Here is a 15,314-nt window from a genome sequence, read left to right as displayed (position 1 = left end):
ATTCATGCCGGAAAGGGTCGCAGGGGCTGGTGGCAGGGCGGTTTTGCCTGTATCATGCCCGGCTCGACCCACCCAGGACGGGTCGTACGCCGATCATGGCAGGACGGAAAGAGCGGCCCAGGCCGCCGCCAGATCAGTCAGAAACCAGGGTCATATCCCATCAAGGACATTGCAATGCCCAAGATCAAGACCAACCGGGCAGCGGCCAAGCGTTTCCGCAAGACCGCCTCGGGCAAGTACAAGTGCGGCCACGCCAACCGTAGCCACATCCTCACGAAGAAAGCGACCAAGCGTAAGCGTAATCTGCGTCAGACGGGCCATGTCCGTGCAGAAGACGCAGGCCGTCTGGACCGCATGCTCCCTTACCTCTGAGGAACTGAAAAATGGCACGAGTTAAGCGTGGCGTACAGGCGCGTCGCCGCCACAAGAAAATCCTTGATCTGGCGAAGGGCTACTACAATGCCCGTCGCAAGGTCTTCCGCGTCGCCAAGCAGGCGGTCATCAAGGCACAGCAGTACGCCTACATCGGCCGTAAGCAGAAGAAGCGCAACTTCCGTTCGCTGTGGATCACCCGTATCAATGCGGCTGCCCGCATCAACGGCCTGAGCTACAGCCGCTTCATGAACGGCCTGCTGAAGGCCGGCATCACCCTGGACCGCAAGGTCCTGGCTGATATCGCCGTGCACGACGCAGCTGGTTTTGCTGCACTGGCCGAAAAGGCCAAGGGCGCACTGGCGGCATAAGTCCTTCCCGATGCCGTTGCCGTTCAACGGGAACGGTGTCAGGTAGAGGCAATGCATGGGGAAGGGCGCAAGTCCTTCCCCATTCTTTTTTGGGTCCCGGCAACGCCGCAGGCGCGCGGTGCGGGGACCGGCGGTGGCGACAGGGGTCGGCCCTTCGCGCATCGCGATGGCAGACCGACTGGAGTTCCGGCCCCCCATGAGCGACATCCAATCCCTCACCACTCAGGCGCTGGCCGATGTGGCCGCCGCACAGAGCCCCGACGTGCTGGAACAGCTGCGCGTGGCCCTGCTCGGCAAGAGCGGCAGCATCACCGCCCAGCTCAAGCAGCTCGGCGCCCTGCCGGCCGACGAGCGCAAGGCCGCCGGTGAAGCCATCAACCAGGCCCGTGACGCGCTGTCCAGCGCGCTGGGCGAGCGCAAGGCCGTGCTGGAAAACGCCGCACTGGATGCGCGCCTGGCCGCCGAAGCGATCGACATCACCCTGCCGGGCCGCAACGGCGACCGTGCCGGCCTGCACCCCATCACCCGCACCCTGGAACGCATCACCGGCATCTTCGGCCGGTTGGGCTACGAGCTGTCCGAGGGTCCGGAGATCGAGGACGACTGGCACAACTTCGAAGCGCTGAACTTCCCGCCGCACCACCCGGCGCGTGCCATGCACGACACCTTCTACTTCGGCGACGGCCGCCTGCTGCGCACGCATACCTCCGGTGTGCAGGTGCGCTACATGGGCGAGCACCAGCCGCCGCTGCGCATGATCGCTGCCGGCAAGGTGTACCGCAGCGACAGCGACCAGACCCATTCGCCGATGTTCCACCAGGTCGAAGGCCTGCTGGTGGATGAGCATTCCACCTTCGCCGACCTGAAGGGCACGCTGGCCGAGTTCGTGCGTGCCTTCTTCGAGCGCGATTTCGAAATGCGCTTCCGCCCCAGCTACTTCCCGTTCGTCGAACCCGGCGCGGAAGTGGACATCGCCTGGCAGCAGCCCGACGGCAGCACCCGCTGGCTGGAAGTGCTCGGCTGCGGCATGGTCCACCCGAACGTGCTGCGCAACGTCGGCATCGATCCGGAACGCTACACCGGCTTCGCCTTCGGGCTGGGCGTGGAGCGCTTCGCGATGCTGCGTTACGGCGTCAACGACCTGCGCGCGTTCTTCGAGAACGACGTGCGGTTCCTGAAGCAGTTCGCGTAACGGACCAGGTAGCGTCGGGCCATGCCCGGCGGACTCAACAACGCAGGCCCAGGCGCATGCGCCGGGCCCACCAGGGTGACACCATGAAATTCTCCGAAAACTGGCTGCGCAGCCACGTCCCGACCTCCGCCACGCGCGATGAACTGAGCGCGGTGCTCACCGCCATCGGCCTGGAAGTGGAAGAAGTGACCGCGCTCGGCAACGGCCTGCAGCACGTGGTCGTGGCACGCATCGTCGAGGCCGTGCGCCATCCCGAAGCCGACCGCCTGCAGGTGTGCAAGGTTGATGCAGGGCAGGGCGAACTGCTGCAGATCGTCTGCGGTGCGCCCAACGCGCGCCCGGGCCTGGTCGCGCCGCTGGCCATGGTCGGCGCGCAGATCGGCGATCTGAAGATCAAGCCGGCCAAGCTGCGCGGCGTCGAATCCAACGGCATGCTGTGCTCGGCCAAGGAACTGGGCCTGGACACCGATGCCTCGGGCCTGCTGGAGCTGCCTGATGATGCGCCGGTCGGCCAGGCCCTGGTCGAGTACCTCGGCCTGCCCGACGCCAGCATCGAAATCAAGCTGACCCCCAACCGCGCCGATTGCTTCAGCGTGCGCGGCATCGCCTACGACGTGGCCGCGGCCACCCGCAGCGAAGTGCTGGATTTCGCCGCCGACGCCATTGCGGCGGTCGGCAGCCGCGAGCTGTCCATCCAGCTCGACGCCGGCGCCGAAGCGCCGCGTTACCTGGGCCGTGTCATCGAGGGCGTCAACGCCGCCGCCAAGACCCCGCTGTGGATGGCCGAGCGCCTGCGCCGCAGCGGCGTGCGCCCGGTGTCGCTGCTGGTCGACATCACCCAGTACGTGATGCTGGAACTGGGCCAGCCGATGCACGCCTATGACCTGGGCACCCTGCAGGGCAGCATCGCCGTGCGCCGTTCGCGTGCCGGCGAAGCGATCAAGCTGCTGGACGGCCGCGATGCGGTGCTGGACGACAGCTTCCTGGTGGTGACCGACGCCGACCGTGCCGTCGGCCTGGCCGGCCTGATGGGCGGCTTCGATACCCGCGTCACCGACGACACCACCGCCGTGTTCCTGGAGGCTGCGCACTTCGCGCCGGCCGCCATCATGGGCCGTGGCCGCAAGCTGGGCCTGCACACCGATGCCGGCCATCGCTTCGAGCGTGGTGTTGATCCGGCGCTGCCGCGTACCGCCATCGAATACGCCACCCGCCTGGTGCTGGACCTGGCCGGCGGTACCCCGGCGCCGGTCACCGAGGCCGTGCGTGAGGCCGATCTGCCGCCGCCGGCGACGATCATCCTGCGTCGTGCCCGCATCACCCGCGTGCTGGGCATCACCATTGAAGACGCCGAGGTCGAGCGCATCCTGCGCGCGCTGGGCATGGGCGTGACCGCGGCCGGCGAAGGCTGGCAGGTGACCGCGCCGAGCCGTCGCTTCGATATCGCCATCGAAGAAGACCTGATCGAGGAACTGGCGCGCATCCACGGCTACGAGCAGATCCCGACCACCCTGCCGGGTGGCGCGGCGCGCGTGGCGATGCCGACCGAGACCCAGCTGGACGTGCTCAGCGTGCGCCGCCAGCTGATCGCCCGCGATCTGCAGGAAACCCTGAATTTCGCCTTCGTCGATGATGCGCTGCTGACCCAGTGGCAGCTGCGCGACAACCTGGTGCCGCTGGCCAACCCGCTGTCGGCCGAGCTGGCGGTGATGCGCCCGGCGCTGCTGCCGGGCCTGGTCGCCACCCTGGGCCGCAATGCCGCCCGCCAGCTGGCCCGCGTGCGCCTGTTCGAAGTGGGCCGGGTGTTCGCCCAGCAGGCTGGCGAAGGCCAGCCGGCACCCCTGGAAACCCCGCGCGTGGCGGCCGCCATCTGTGGCGATGCGCAGTCCGTGCAGTGGGGCCTGCCGACCCGCAAGGTCGATTTCCATGACCTGAAGGGCGACCTGGAATCGTTGGCCGCCGCCAGCGGTGCCGTGCTTGAATTCCGCCCGTCCACCCGTGCCTTCGGCCACCCGGCCCGTTCGGCCGAGGTGTACCGCGATGGCGTGGTGATCGGCTGGATCGGCCAGATCCATCCGCGCCTGGCCAAGGCCATGGACATCGAGGCTGACGTCTACGCCTTCGAACTGGACCTGGAGGCACTGTCCGCCCGTGCGCTGCCGCGTGCCGGCGAGCTGTCGCGCTTCCCGGCGGTGCGCCGCGACCTGGCGTTCCTGGTGCCTGAACAGGTGGCCTGGAGCGACCTGGCAGCGACCATCCGGCAGGCCGCTGGCCCGCTGCTGCGCGAGCTGAACCTGTTCGACCGTTACGTCGGCCAGGGTGTCGAGCCTGGGTTCAAGAGTCTCGCTATGGGCTTGATTTTGCAGGACAAGTCGCGCACTCTGACGGACCGCGACGTGGAAGCGGTGGTGGCCGAGGCGGTCACTGCGATCGAGCGTGAACACCACGCCCGGATCCGCGGCTGAGCGGGAAGCACTCAGGGGTAGCAGGCAATGGCATTGACCAAGGCGGAGATGGCGGAAAAGCTGTTCGACGAAGTCGGTCTGAACAAGCGGGAAGCCAAGGAATTCGTCGACGCGTTCTTCGATGTGCTGCGTGAAGCGTTGGAACAGGGACGTCAGGTGAAGCTGTCCGGCTTCGGTAATTTCGACCTGCGGCGCAAGAACCAGCGCCCGGGTCGCAACCCCAAGACCGGCGAGGAAATTCCGATTTCCGCCCGTACGGTGGTCACCTTCCGTCCGGGCCAGAAGCTCAAGGAGAGGGTGGAAGCTTATGCTGGATCCGGGCAGTAACCGCGAACTACCGCCGATCCCGGCCAAGCGCTACTTCACCATTGGTGAGGTAAGCGAGCTGTGCGACGTCAAGCCGCACGTGCTGCGCTACTGGGAAACCGAGTTTCCCAGCCTTGAGCCGGCCAAGCGCCGTGGCAACCGCCGCTACTACCAGCGCCACGACGTGCTGATGGTGCGGCAGATCCGCAGCCTGCTGTACGAGCAGGGTTACACCATCGGCGGCGCGCGCCTGCGCCTGGATGGTCCGGATGCGCGCGAGGAATCGGCGCTGAGCAACCAGATCATCAAGCAGGTACGCATGGAGCTGGAAGAAGTGCTGCAATTGCTTCGCCGGTGATCCAAAACCCCGCGTAATCCGCTATACTTCACGGCCCGCCGCACTGGCGGGCACATCGCAGCATCAGTCGGGGCGTAGCGCAGCCTGGTAGCGCATCTGCCTGGGGGGCAGAGGGTCGTCGGTTCGAATCCGGCCGTCCCGACCACTGTGATGAAACAGAAAGCCTGCGCACGCGATGCGTGGGCTTTTTTGTTGTTGCGTTGTATGCTTCGCACCACTCGTACTACCGCGGCTGCTGAACCCGGTACTCACGAGAAAACATCATGGAAACTGCAAGAACCCGAGCCTGGCGTCGTGCCAGGGCGCGCCTGCACGGCGGTGACCGCCCTGCACCGGTGCAGGCCTTCAAGCCCGAGAAGAACTGGAAGCTGCTCTACACGCGCGGCGACAAGCTGATCCGCGCGCGCCAGTTGGGGTTTACCTATCCCATCCTCAGCACCACGCAGCTGCTGGAGCAGGGATGATCAACCTTCTGTTTGTCTGCAGCCGCAACCAGCTGCGCAGCCCGACCGCCGAAGCCATGTGGCGACGGCGGCCTGGCTTCGCCGGACGTTCGGCGGGCACCAGCCCGCATGCACGCCATCCCATCAGCCCGGCGGATATCCGCTGGGCTGATGTCATCTTCGTCATGGAGCCCAAGCACCAGCATCGTCTGCAGGCAGCCTTCCCGCGGTTGCTGGAACACACGCCGCTGCACTGCCTGGACATCCCCGACGACTACCGTTGCATGGACCCGGCGCTGATGGCACTGCTGGAGTTGCGGGTCGCGGCTTACCTGCCGGTTGCTACCTGATACCGGGCGTTCAGGCCCGCAGCCCATACGCTGCGGTACTTCCCTTATCATCGGCGCACATCCGATTGCATCGGCATTCTCCTCGCACCCGCCACCGGCGGTTGCGGCGGGCGTGCAGGACGATGCGCGGACCACGACGACCACAGGGGGTTGCGTTGATCAGCAGTACCGTCATTCATCGTTCGGCCGACGCAGGCACGGACGGCGTCCGCGTCCTGGACACCACGTTCAAGGAAAAGCGCGTCTTTGTTTCATGGGGCCTGCGTGGCGAGGATCTCAGCCGTGAGGCCGAGCCGGCCGAAACCGTTGCCGCGCGCCAGGCATTGCAGCGCGAGTCGCGGCAGGTTGAAGGGCCTCGCAGCGGCGAGGTGTTCATTGCCAATCAGGCCGCCGCGGCCATCAGCGTGTACCGCCTGCTCAGCGAGGCGCGCAGTGGTGATGCCGTGTTCTTCCTGTGCGATTCGCCGGCGGTGGTCGAGTGGCTGGTGACCGCGCTGGAAATACGCGAAGGCTGAAGCGCGCTTTGTAGAGTCGAGCAAGCTCGACTCTACGGAGCAAAGAAGCAGTCGAGCAAGCTCGACTCTACAAACCGCTATGCCAGTGCGGCATCCACGGCGGCGCGTGCATGCAGGGTGGTGGTGTCGAACAGCGGCACCGGGCTGTCCTGCTCACGTACCAGCAGCATGATCTCGGTGCAACCCAGGATGATCGCCTCGGCGCCACGGGCGACCAGCCGCGTGATCACGTCCACGTACACCTGTCGCGAAGCTTCGCTGACCACGCCTGCAATCAGTTCGCGGTAGATGATGTCGTGCACGTCGCGGCGGTCGTCAGCGTCGGGCACCAGCACCTCCAGCCCGAAACGATCGCTCAGCCGCCCACGGTAGAAGTCCTCTTCCATGGTGAAGGCGGTGCCGAGCAGGCCGACCGTGCGCAGGCCCGCCTGCAGGATCGCCTGGGCGGTCGGGTCGGCAATATGCAGCAGCGGCAGCGGACAGGCGGCTTCCATCTGCGGGGCCAGCTTGTGCATGGTGTTGGTGCAGACCACCAGCAGGTCGGCGCCACCGGCCTGCAGGCGGCGTGCGGCATCGATCATTTCCGTGCCCAGCGCGTCCCAGTCGCCGTCATGCTGCAACTGCTTGATGCGGGCGAAATCCACCGACCACAGCAGCAGCTGCGCCGAATGCGCGCCCCCCAGTCGCTGGCGGACATCCTCGTTGATGAGGCGGTAGTACTGCGCCGAGCTTTCCCAGCTCATGCCGCCGATCAGGCCCAGGGTCTTCATGCGTATCTCCATGCTGGAGCCACCATTGCAGCACAGACCGGTGGCCGCGTGCAGGGCGCCATCTGTAACCGTCATTCGTGGCCGGCGCTGTACGTACCGCGGCGCGCCGCCAGCCCGTAAGCTGGTGGGCTCCCCGCGTCGAGAACAACAATGGCCCTGCATACCTGGTGGTGGTTCCTGGCCACGGTCTTCGTGCTGTGCGGCACGCCGGGCCCGAACATGCTGCATATCCTGGGCCGCAGCGTCGGGCTGGGTTTCCGCCGCAGCGTGCCGGCCATGGCCGGCTGCCTGTTGGCCATGCTGCTGGTGCTGGCCGCTTCGGCTGCTGGCCTGAGCGCGTTGCTGCGTTCCTCGCCGATGTTGTTCGAAGTGCTGCGTTACCTGGGCGTGGCGTATCTGGCCTGGCTGGGCATCAAGGCCTGGCGCGACAGCTGCCGTCCGGTCGCCACGGGTGCCGGAAGCGAGCCGCTGCTGGCGCCGGTGCACGGTGCGTGGTCGGTCTTCCGCGGTGGTCTGCTGGTGGGGCTGAGCAACCCGAAGCTGCTGCTGTTCGCCGCCGCATTCCTGCCGCAGTTCGTCGATCCCGCGCGTGCGCAGGGCCTGCAGTACACGGTGCTGGTGGCCACTTTCGCCGCCTGCGAACTGTTCTGGTACGTGATGTATGCCGCGGGCGGGCACAGCCTGCGCCGCTGGCTGGCCAAGCCCTTCGCGCAGCGCTGGTTCGAACGGCTGGTGGGCAGCGTGTTCCTCGCGTTCGCTGTCGCGCTGCTGCGCTTCCGCCCGCGCTGAACGTTCACGCCGCGCGCGCGGCGCGCTCACGGCACCCGCATCGGCGCCTGCCTAACCTGATCCCACTGTTATTAGTCCCTGTGGGGAAAGGATCGACATGATCAAGTGGGCCATCATTTTCGCCGTCATCGGCCTCATTGCCGGTGTGCTCGGTTTCGGCGGCATCGCCGGTACCGCAGTCGGCATCGCCAAGTTCCTGTTCTGGGCAGGCATCATCATCGCGGTGATCCTGTTCCTGATCGGCAGGAGCGTGGCCAAAAAGGTCGCCTGACAGCCTGCCCCAGGTGGCCGGCGGCAGCGCGCTCAGTGCGCGCTGCTTTTCGAGAACAGATTGATGACCAGCACACCCGCGCAGATCAGGCCGATGCCGATCAGCGCCGGCGTGTCCAGGCGCTGCTTGAACACCAGCAGGCCGATCAGCGAAATCAGCACAATGCCCACGCCGGACCAGATCGCGTAGGCGATGCCGGTGGGGATCGATTTCATCGTGAGCGCCAGCAGGTAGAAGCACACGCCGTAGCAGGCCAGCGCACCCAGCGTGGGCGCGAGCCGGCTCATCCCCTCGGACGCTTTCAGCAGCGAGGTGGCGATCACCTCCAGCGCGATGGCGGCGGCCAGGTAGGCATAAGGATTCATCGCGGGCTCCAGGTCAGCCGGGCATGCACAGTTTCAGGGCTTCGCCCGCCATGGCCAGCGCATTGCGCCGTTCTTCCTCATCCAGCGGGCGGCCATAGGCCGTGGCCCAGTAGCCATCGGCAGCGCAGCGCGCCGCGTACAGGCGCGGGTCGGTGGCCTCGCCGGGGAACTCGGCCAGCATGCCGCGCATCCATTCGCGCCAGTGCGCCAGCATGGCCGGTTCCAGCAGGTTGGCCATGGTCAGGCCGATATCGTTGTTCTGGGTCTGCTGCAGCAGATGGTTGAAGCTCACCTCGACGTAGGCACGGGTGAAGCAGCCATGGCCGGGCGGCGCCTGCAGCATGTGCGCGCGCAGATCCTGCTCGAACGCAGAAACCAGCGCGGTCAGCGTTGCGTCCAGCAGCGCCTGTTTGCTGCTGAAGTGATGGAACAGGGCGCCCTTGCTGACGCCAGCGGCACGGGCGACGTCCTGCACCGTCAGCGCGGCAAGTCCGCCCTGGCCGATCACGCGGGCGGTCGCGTCGAGCAGGGCCTGGCGCACGGCTTCGGGCGCCTTGCGGCGCGTGAGGGTGGGGGATGCGGACATGAATGAAGGAAACCGACTGGACGGTATGATTGTAGCGCAGCCGCGTCTCAGTCCAGGTAGACCGACAGTCCGCTGGCCATCTGCAGGTCCGGGCTGTCATCGTCCAGGCCGACGTCGAATGAGATATCCAGCTGGACGCCCGGGCGCACCTGCCAGCTCAGGCCGGCCCCCGCCAGCGTCTGGTCGGGCGCATCGCTGACGTCGAAGAAGCCCGCTTCCAGATAGGTGGACACCGTCGGGGTGGCCTGCAGCGACAGGCTGGGCGCCCACGTGGTCGTGCGTTGGCCCGCGCCGCGCTGATGCTCGGCAAACAGTCCCAGGCTCCAGCGATCGGTCAGGGCCTGCTCCACGCTGGCCGCAAGTGCATATTGCCGGCCGTCGCTGAAGGCTGCGTCGCCGCGCGCCACCACGGCCGTGGCCAGCACCGCCCATGCGGTCCGGTCATTGCTGCCGGGGCCGGCCCACTTCACGCCGACGCTGCTGTCGCCCGCCCCGCGCAGGCGTGTGTCCTCGCCACCTGGCGCGCGCAGGCGCTGGCGATTCCACGGTGTACCCGATACCTGCAGTTCCAGGCCGGGCGCCAGGCCGGTGCGCAGCAGGGCATCGCCGGACAAGGTCGTGCTGCGCACGCCCTCGGCGTCGGTTTCGCGCAGGTAGGAAGGAAGCCCGAACTCCAGCGCGACGGCGCCACGGCCTACCGTGTCGGTACTGAAGCCGAGGCCGGGCCGATCAAAGGCGGGCGGGGCGGACGGAGGCTCTGCCCGTGCGGACAGGCAGGCCATGGAAAGCCCGAACAGAACGATGCACTGGCGCATGCTGGCCGACGAGCTCGAGGGATGTTGCCGAGCATGCGCGGGCCGCGCGTCGGGGCGCCGTGAACGCGGGCGTCAGTCGTCGATGCGGGCGAAGCGCGGCTGCGGGCCGTGTTCGCCGGGCACCTGTTCGACGAACATGGCGTACGGGCGTACCCACAGGCCACCTTCGCCGTAGAGGGCGCGGTACAGCACCTGCGGTTGCAGGGTTTCGCTGCTGCGCACGATATCGATCACTTCGTACAGACCGCCCTTGAAATGGCGGTAACGGCCCGGCTCGAGGCGGGGCAGGGGGCTGAGGTCGGACATCCGGGAATTCTACTTCCGCGCGGGCGTGGGCGGCAGCGCGCACCAGGCATCAATGGCCTCGGCGGTGTTGGCCAGGCCCTGGGCCTGGGCCAGCTCCCATGGCCGCTCGCAGCGCCCGCTGCGCTGGCACCATTGGTAGCCGGCCGAACCGATGCAGCCGTGGGCATCGCGATCGCCGCCGACCACGGGCGCGGCGGCGGCGGCATCCCGGGCGGGCGCGGGTTCGGGCTGTGCGCAGGCACTCAATGCCAGCACCAGCAGCACCGGCAGAAGGGCAGTCTTCATCGGCATGGCCTCGGTTCCGGAGGCCTCAGTGTGGGCCGCTTCCGCGCCGGCAACAAGCGCTCAGCTGATGCTGGCGCGGACCAGCTCCTCAAGCAGAACCAGATAGCTGGCCACGAAGTAGAACTTCAGCAAGGTCGAACGCTGCAGCGGAAGCGAGGTGCGCATGTGGAAGGGGCCCCTGTTAGTGACGGTAGTGTGAAGCGCGCCTGACTTCGTGACAAGAGTCACGGAAAACCTTCACTAAACGGACTCATAGATGTGATGGGGGTAGCGTTCTGACAGCTCCGTGCGGATTTTTCGTACTTATCTGATAGGCCGCCCCTGACCGGCTGATTAGGGTGGATGGCATCAGCAGACGGCCTCGGGCCCCTGCGCCTTCCAACACAGGAGTCCGTCATGGTCATTACCGTCAAATGCAGTGCCGCCCAGTGGTCGCTGCTGGATCCCGTTGCAGGCAGCGCCGAAGCGTTCTGTTCGGGGGCTGCCGCCTTCGATACCGCCGTCGAGCGGGCCGGGGATCACTATCGCCGGACCGGGCAGGAGAGCACCGTGCGCGTGGAAGCGCTGGGCAACAGCATCGAAGCCGTGCGTTTCCAGGCGGTGGCTGTCGCGCCAGAGCAGGTTACGGAGCTGCATCCTGCGCCAGCGGCGTGACGCCAGCCGCATCCCGGCTCAGCGCCGGGGTGATGAAGCGCCACAGCCATGCACGGCTGACGGTTTTGGTGTGGACGTGTTCGATCCGCCCCGGCAGCGCCCTGTCCTGCAGCAGCCGCTGCGGGTCCTCGGCCAGCACCAGGATGAGCAGGTCGCGGCGCAGGCAGCAGATGCGCCGCAGCAGGGGAATTCCATCGCTTTGGCCGATGGTAGGCATGCAGGGGTCGATGACCAGCACTTTGCAGGCCGGCTCGGAAATGCGTGCCAGTACCTCCGATGGTGAGCGGGCTTCGCGGGGAGCCTGACCCTGCAGGTGCGGGAAAATGCCGAGGACGAGCTCGCTGCGGACCCAGGGGTTTGCATCTGCGATGACCAGGGCGTGGGCTTGGCCGTAAAGCCTGGGGGTGATGGCAACAGGGCTTTCTGGGGTAAACCGATCGTCGTTGGCGGCGGGTACGGTGGACATGTGGGTGTAGTGGGTGATGCGCGAGAGACGGTTCGGTGTCTGCACGTGCAGTTGTCCGGTTGCTGGGGCTATCGAGTGCAGGACGTGGGCACTATGGCTGCATTGTCGGTAGACACCATGCACCGCCACGAGCCTGTCGCCCGGTGGCGCGTAAGATGGATAGCAGCGTACCGGTAGCCAGGGTGCTCTCCCAATATGCACATGATTTCGAAATCCATGACGTAGGGATTTGAAGCTGGGAAAGAAATCCATCTGCAGTGAGTACCCTGCTCAGGGAGGCCAAGTTGCGTTGGGCTGGGCATGCCTGATGGTGACTCCGGGAACTGGAAGTCATGACCTGCTGCAATCAGTGCCTCGACGGTGGCCTTGCCTGGGGCAATCTCTGCGAGGGCGCCTGCAACCCGGGCTTTTGCTGAAAAGAGCTGGTACTGCGGCAACGCGATCAGCGCCAGGATGCTGATGATCGCCACGACCACCATCAGTTCGATGAGGGAGAAGCCGGCTTGTTGGGTTCCATGGGGGAGTGTGGCGCCCTTGCGGAGAGTTTCAGAGGTCATGTGATCTCCGTCGGAAAGTGTGTATCCAAGGAAAGGCTGGCGTGGAGCACACGCCAGCCTTGCATGTCGGGAGAGCTGTCAGACGCAGACAGCGGGCAGAAGCGACTTGTCGGTCACCGTGCTCGTGCACGTCCAGACGCCCTGGCTGTTACGGTTGAGGCTGATCACCGTGCCAGTGCCGTAGCGAGCGTCTGTCTTCAACTCGCAGGTCAACGCACCGACGCCCAACGCGTCGAACTTCGCGTCAAACGAATCGCACCGCGAGCCTTTGACTGGCAGGCCAAGTGCCTCCGGCTTTGCATTGGCGATGAGACCGCCTTCGGCCATCACGGCTTCAACGCCGACCTTGCCACCGGCGACTTCGGCAAGACCACCGGCAATCTTCGATTTGGCAGAGAAAGCCTGGTACTGCGGCAGCGCGATCATGGCCAGAATGGCGATGATCGCCACGACAATCATCAGCTCGATAAGCGAGAAGCCTTTCTGCTGGGAAACTGGGCTGGGTGCGCGGAATGCGCGGATACGAGAGGCGTTCATGATAATCCTTCACGGGAATTATGGATTTCGGGTTTCGCTGCGCGGGTTGTTCTGCGCGGCTTGCCAGAATGAAATCACCTGTACTGAAAATGAGATATTCCAAAAATCGTAAAGTTAAGGTCGCCGGAGTTGATGTGGCGACATTTGCAAATGTTCGGATCAAGTAAATGCAACTTTTACCGCGCTGCGCGGAGATCAATTCCCGTAAAGTTCGCCGGTTGCAGCGGGATTTGCTTTTCCACGGCAATACAGAGCCGCGCGTCGCGCAGCTGTCGTTCTTTCCGGAACGTTTCCAGATCGATGATCTGTTTCTGCACAGAACCGCAGTGCCTGGGTCGCTCTCCCCAGAGCGGCCCAGGCGTTCCTGTCCCCATTTTTACGCTTCGCTGCCTGCGCTTTACAGCGCCAACGAACTTTCCACATCCAGCACCATGCGGCGGGCGAGGGCGAGGTTCGCCTTCTGCCGGTCCAGCACGACGTAGAAGAACAGCCCCTTCTTGGCCGACACCGGGCGCAGCACGTGGTAAGCGCGGCCCAGGGTGATGAGGATGTCCTCGATGCTGTCGTTGAGGTTGAGGGCCTCGGCGGTTTTCATCTTGGCGCGCAGCACTTCGGTGTTGCCGGCGGCGGCCAGCTCCATGTCCACGCCCGAGCCGGCGTTGCCCAGCAGCATGCCGCTCTCGTAGTCGACCAGTGCAACGGCTTGTGCGCCGTTGATCTGCATGAGTGTGTCCAGGCATTTGTTGATGGCGGTATTCATTTCAGTGGTCCGTTGCGGGTGTTTGGAAGAAAAGAGTCGTCTGAGCAGTGAGAGCGACATGCATCAGTTCGTGTTGTCGGCCAGCGTGCGCACGCACTGCTTGGCATGCCACAGGGCGTTGCCGATGACACAGCTGTGGTCGCACGCGGTCATCAGCAGCCGCGGCTGCGATCCGGGTATGGCCAGCATCAGTACCTTGCCGTCGGCGGCGTCGAGGATCAGCGTGTCCAGTTCGCCAAAGCGCAGCTCGCGCCCCAGCGCGCTGGCCAGGCCCAGCATCGAGCTGGTCATCGCGGCCAGGCGATCGGCCACGTTGCCTTTCGGCCCGGCCTGGGCGAGCGCGAAGCCGTCGGCGCTGGCAACCACGATGGCCTGGATGCCCGGGACGTCGCGCGCCAGTGCGTTCAATGCAGGTGCGGCGTTGAGGGCGTCACTCATGCGCGGCCGCCATCGCATTGCATTCGATCTGGCTCATCAGCAGGTCCATGGCGGTGATGGCCTGCTTCATGTCACGCGGGTCCAGCGGCAAGGCCGGCAGGTGCGGGGCCTGCTCGCTCAACCACGCCTGCCAGTGCGGCAGGATCGGATCGTCGGTGCGGCCGCACTTGGTGATGCCGATGACCACCGGCAGGGTGGGCGCGTGCTCGGCGATGGCCTGCAGGTGCTGGCCGGCGAGTGTGGCATTGACGCACTTGCTGCCATCCACCAGCACGATGGCGCCCTCGGCACCTGCCAGCAGGATCGGCCAGATGTAGGAGAAGCGTTCCTGCCCGGGCGAGCCATACAGGCGCAGCCGGTCACCGCCCGGCAGGTCGATGTCGCCGTAATCCATGGCAACGGTGGTGTATTCCTTGCCCACGCTGGGGTCGGTATTGCGGGCTTCGGTCACCACGGCTTTGCCGTGGGTGAGGGTCTGCACCAGGGTGGATTTGCCCGCTCCCAGCGGGCCCATAACGACGATCTTGTGCTCACGCACGCTCATGCACTCCAGCGGATACGAAGTTGGCGCCACAGATTGACCAGACCATCGGTGGGCGAGGGGCGGACCGGTGCGTCGCTGCCCATCACCGGGAAGGCGTAGGCAGTGAGGAAGGCGGCATTGAAGAACGACTGCACCTGGCGTTGCGGCAGGTCGAGGATGTCGCAGCACGCCTGGACGGAGGCGCCCTGCTTGATCAACAGTGCGCACAGGCGGAAGTGGTCGTGGCGGTGGGCGAGGATGCGGAAGTCCGGCCAGCGGCGCAGGCGCAGCTTGGCGTCCATCTGCAGCGGCAGCATCAAGCGATCCAGACGCGTTGCGGCCAGCGCGATGTTCCAGAGCGTGGGGCGCAGCGCCAGGTTGCTGGACACGACCGCGCGCTGCTCGAACACCTCCTGCGTGACCGGTGCAAGGCTCAACGCCGGGTGCTCCTCGGCCAGCAGTTTCTGCAGCAGTGTCAGCGTGATCGGTGCGGGCGCCGTGGTCATCATGCGGTCGTTCTTCGTGTCCAGCCAGCAGACGGCCGTGTCGTCATGGATGACGGCGGCATAGGCGGACCTGCGCGGCATCGCGGTGTCGCTCGTGAGGTGGATGCGCAGCTGCTGCACGAAGGGCAGCGCCGCGGCCGGCAGCGTTGCCGCTGGCATCGACAGGGGGGCAGGACGTGCCTCGAGATCATCGAAAGGATGGCGGCGGAATCGGACCATGAGCATCGGGCGCCATGAGTGATCGGAGGTGGATATATAAGTCGGTTTCTGTTTCTGTTTCCATGAAACTATTGGGAAAGTTGCAAATGCACGTG

Annotated in this window: 25 protein-coding genes and 1 tRNA gene; 13 read left to right on the top strand and 13 right to left on the bottom strand. The window is 65.8% G+C overall.

Translation table 11 applies throughout. The features are described from left to right. Nucleotides 1-174 precede the first annotated feature (174 nt). The 10 genes from rpmI to C1927_RS14530 all read left to right on the top strand — a co-directional run bounded on the left by rpmI (nt 175) and on the right by C1927_RS14530 (nt 6,372). Nucleotides 175-372, top strand: coding sequence for a 50S ribosomal protein L35 (rpmI, locus tag C1927_RS14575; protein WP_005410436.1), 198 nt, complete (start codon nt 175-177; stop codon nt 370-372). Between the two features lie 11 nt (nt 373-383). Then, nucleotides 384-743 carry a 50S ribosomal protein L20 gene (rplT, locus tag C1927_RS14570; RefSeq protein ID WP_005410435.1) on the top strand — a complete coding sequence of 120 codons (360 nt, stop codon included), beginning with the start codon at nt 384-386 and terminating at the stop codon, nt 741-743. Nucleotides 744-939: 196 nt separating this feature from the next. After that, nucleotides 940-1,935 carry a phenylalanine--tRNA ligase subunit alpha gene (gene pheS, locus C1927_RS14565; RefSeq protein ID WP_108747076.1) on the top strand — a complete coding sequence of 332 codons (996 nt, stop codon included), beginning with the start codon at nt 940-942 and terminating at the stop codon, nt 1,933-1,935. 83 nt (nt 1,936-2,018) lie between these two features. After that, the gene (gene pheT, locus C1927_RS14560; protein WP_108747857.1) at nt 2,019-4,400 is read left to right on the top strand and encodes a phenylalanine--tRNA ligase subunit beta; all 2,382 of its coding nucleotides are present in this window, start codon (nt 2,019-2,021) and stop codon (nt 4,398-4,400) included. A gap of 27 nt (nt 4,401-4,427) precedes the next feature. Continuing rightward, on the top strand, nt 4,428-4,727 hold the full coding sequence (locus C1927_RS14555; protein ID WP_005410432.1) for an integration host factor subunit alpha: 300 nt from the start codon (nt 4,428-4,430) through the stop codon (nt 4,725-4,727). Continuing rightward, nucleotides 4,708-5,064 carry a MerR family transcriptional regulator gene (locus C1927_RS14550; RefSeq protein WP_005410431.1) on the top strand — a complete coding sequence of 119 codons (357 nt, stop codon included), beginning with the start codon at nt 4,708-4,710 and terminating at the stop codon, nt 5,062-5,064. Before C1927_RS14555 ends, C1927_RS14550 begins: the two co-directional genes overlap by 20 nt. A 68-nt stretch (nt 5,065-5,132) precedes the next feature. Next, nucleotides 5,133-5,209, top strand: a tRNA-Pro gene (locus C1927_RS14545). 118 nt (nt 5,210-5,327) lie between these two features. Next, on the top strand, nt 5,328-5,528 hold the full coding sequence (locus tag C1927_RS14540) for a hypothetical protein (RefSeq protein WP_108747075.1): 201 nt from the start codon (nt 5,328-5,330) through the stop codon (nt 5,526-5,528). Next, entirely contained in the window at nt 5,525-5,857 is a 333-nt protein-coding gene (locus tag C1927_RS14535) for a phosphotyrosine protein phosphatase (RefSeq protein WP_108747074.1), read from the top strand. Before C1927_RS14540 ends, C1927_RS14535 begins: the two co-directional genes overlap by 4 nt. A 122-nt stretch (nt 5,858-5,979) precedes the next feature. Further along, a complete protein-coding gene (locus C1927_RS14530; protein WP_108747073.1) occupies nt 5,980-6,372 on the top strand; it encodes a hypothetical protein in 393 nt (130 codons plus the stop codon). A gap of 77 nt (nt 6,373-6,449) precedes the next feature. Here C1927_RS14530 and C1927_RS14525 read toward each other — a convergent pair whose 3' ends face one another. Next, nucleotides 6,450-7,154 (bottom strand): aspartate/glutamate racemase family protein, encoded by a 705-nt coding sequence (locus C1927_RS14525; RefSeq protein ID WP_313419842.1) that lies wholly within the window; start codon nt 7,152-7,154, stop codon nt 6,450-6,452. 138 nt (nt 7,155-7,292) lie between these two features. Here C1927_RS14525 and C1927_RS14520 point away from each other — a divergent pair, with 138 nt between their 5' ends. Both C1927_RS14520 and C1927_RS14515 read left to right on the top strand, forming a co-directional pair. Further along, the gene (locus C1927_RS14520; RefSeq protein ID WP_108747072.1) at nt 7,293-7,931 is read left to right on the top strand and encodes a LysE family translocator; all 639 of its coding nucleotides are present in this window, start codon (nt 7,293-7,295) and stop codon (nt 7,929-7,931) included. Nucleotides 7,932-8,028: 97 nt separating this feature from the next. Continuing rightward, nucleotides 8,029-8,202, top strand: coding sequence for a DUF1328 domain-containing protein (locus C1927_RS14515; RefSeq protein WP_108747071.1), 174 nt, complete (start codon nt 8,029-8,031; stop codon nt 8,200-8,202). Nucleotides 8,203-8,234: 32 nt separating this feature from the next. Here the strand turns inward: C1927_RS14515 and C1927_RS14510 are convergent, their stop codons facing one another. The 5 genes from C1927_RS14510 to C1927_RS14490 form a co-directional block, all read right to left on the bottom strand. Further along, nucleotides 8,235-8,567, bottom strand: a complete 333-nt coding sequence (locus C1927_RS14510) for an SMR family transporter (RefSeq protein WP_108747070.1) — start codon at nt 8,565-8,567, stop codon at nt 8,235-8,237. A 13-nt stretch (nt 8,568-8,580) separates the two neighbouring features. Further along, nucleotides 8,581-9,153 carry a TetR/AcrR family transcriptional regulator gene (locus tag C1927_RS14505; protein WP_108747069.1) on the bottom strand — a complete coding sequence of 191 codons (573 nt, stop codon included), beginning with the start codon at nt 9,151-9,153 and terminating at the stop codon, nt 8,581-8,583. A 47-nt stretch (nt 9,154-9,200) separates the two neighbouring features. Then, nucleotides 9,201-9,935: a transporter gene (locus C1927_RS14500; protein ID WP_159096650.1), complete on the bottom strand. Its 735-nt coding sequence runs from the start codon at nt 9,933-9,935 to the stop codon at nt 9,201-9,203. Nucleotides 9,936-10,040: 105 nt separating this feature from the next. Further along, complete coding sequence (locus C1927_RS14495) at nt 10,041-10,274, bottom strand: DUF1653 domain-containing protein (RefSeq protein WP_079222578.1); 234 nt, start codon at nt 10,272-10,274, stop codon at nt 10,041-10,043. Between the two features lie 9 nt (nt 10,275-10,283). Then, a complete protein-coding gene (locus tag C1927_RS14490; RefSeq protein WP_108747856.1) occupies nt 10,284-10,559 on the bottom strand; it encodes a hypothetical protein in 276 nt (91 codons plus the stop codon). A 396-nt stretch (nt 10,560-10,955) separates the two neighbouring features. Between C1927_RS14490 and C1927_RS14485 the strand changes: the two genes are divergently transcribed. Continuing rightward, on the top strand, nt 10,956-11,213 hold the full coding sequence (locus C1927_RS14485; RefSeq protein ID WP_108747067.1) for a hypothetical protein: 258 nt from the start codon (nt 10,956-10,958) through the stop codon (nt 11,211-11,213). Here the strand turns inward: C1927_RS14485 and C1927_RS21445 are convergent. From C1927_RS21445 to C1927_RS14450, 7 genes are all read right to left on the bottom strand, one after another. Next, nucleotides 11,182-11,724 carry a hypothetical protein gene (locus C1927_RS21445; protein ID WP_159095365.1) on the bottom strand — a complete coding sequence of 181 codons (543 nt, stop codon included), beginning with the start codon at nt 11,722-11,724 and terminating at the stop codon, nt 11,182-11,184. The genes C1927_RS14485 and C1927_RS21445 overlap by 32 nt on opposite strands. A 23-nt stretch (nt 11,725-11,747) precedes the next feature. Beyond that, entirely contained in the window at nt 11,748-12,236 is a 489-nt protein-coding gene (locus C1927_RS21835) for a prepilin-type N-terminal cleavage/methylation domain-containing protein (protein WP_079222574.1), read from the bottom strand. Nucleotides 12,237-12,314: 78 nt separating this feature from the next. Further along, nucleotides 12,315-12,773: a pilin gene (locus C1927_RS14470; protein WP_079222573.1), complete on the bottom strand. Its 459-nt coding sequence runs from the start codon at nt 12,771-12,773 to the stop codon at nt 12,315-12,317. 397 nt (nt 12,774-13,170) lie between these two features. Beyond that, complete coding sequence (locus C1927_RS14465; protein WP_200734558.1) at nt 13,171-13,497, bottom strand: hypothetical protein; 327 nt, start codon at nt 13,495-13,497, stop codon at nt 13,171-13,173. A gap of 99 nt (nt 13,498-13,596) precedes the next feature. Continuing rightward, a complete protein-coding gene (locus C1927_RS14460) occupies nt 13,597-13,971 on the bottom strand; it encodes a roadblock/LC7 domain-containing protein (RefSeq protein WP_079222571.1) in 375 nt (124 codons plus the stop codon). Next, nucleotides 13,964-14,515 (bottom strand): GTP-binding protein, encoded by a 552-nt coding sequence (locus C1927_RS14455; protein WP_079222570.1) that lies wholly within the window; start codon nt 14,513-14,515, stop codon nt 13,964-13,966. Before C1927_RS14455 ends, C1927_RS14460 begins: the two co-directional genes overlap by 8 nt. After that, a complete protein-coding gene (locus C1927_RS14450; RefSeq protein ID WP_254051486.1) occupies nt 14,512-15,219 on the bottom strand; it encodes a hypothetical protein in 708 nt (235 codons plus the stop codon). The genes C1927_RS14455 and C1927_RS14450 overlap by 4 nt, the downstream gene beginning before the upstream one ends. Between the last annotated feature and the right edge of the window lie 95 nt (nt 15,220-15,314).

The organism is Stenotrophomonas sp. ZAC14D1_NAIMI4_1, assembly GCF_003086775.1.
Classification (GTDB): Bacteria; Pseudomonadota; Gammaproteobacteria; order Xanthomonadales; family Xanthomonadaceae; genus Stenotrophomonas.
This window is presented reverse-complemented; position numbering and strand designations above follow the sequence as displayed.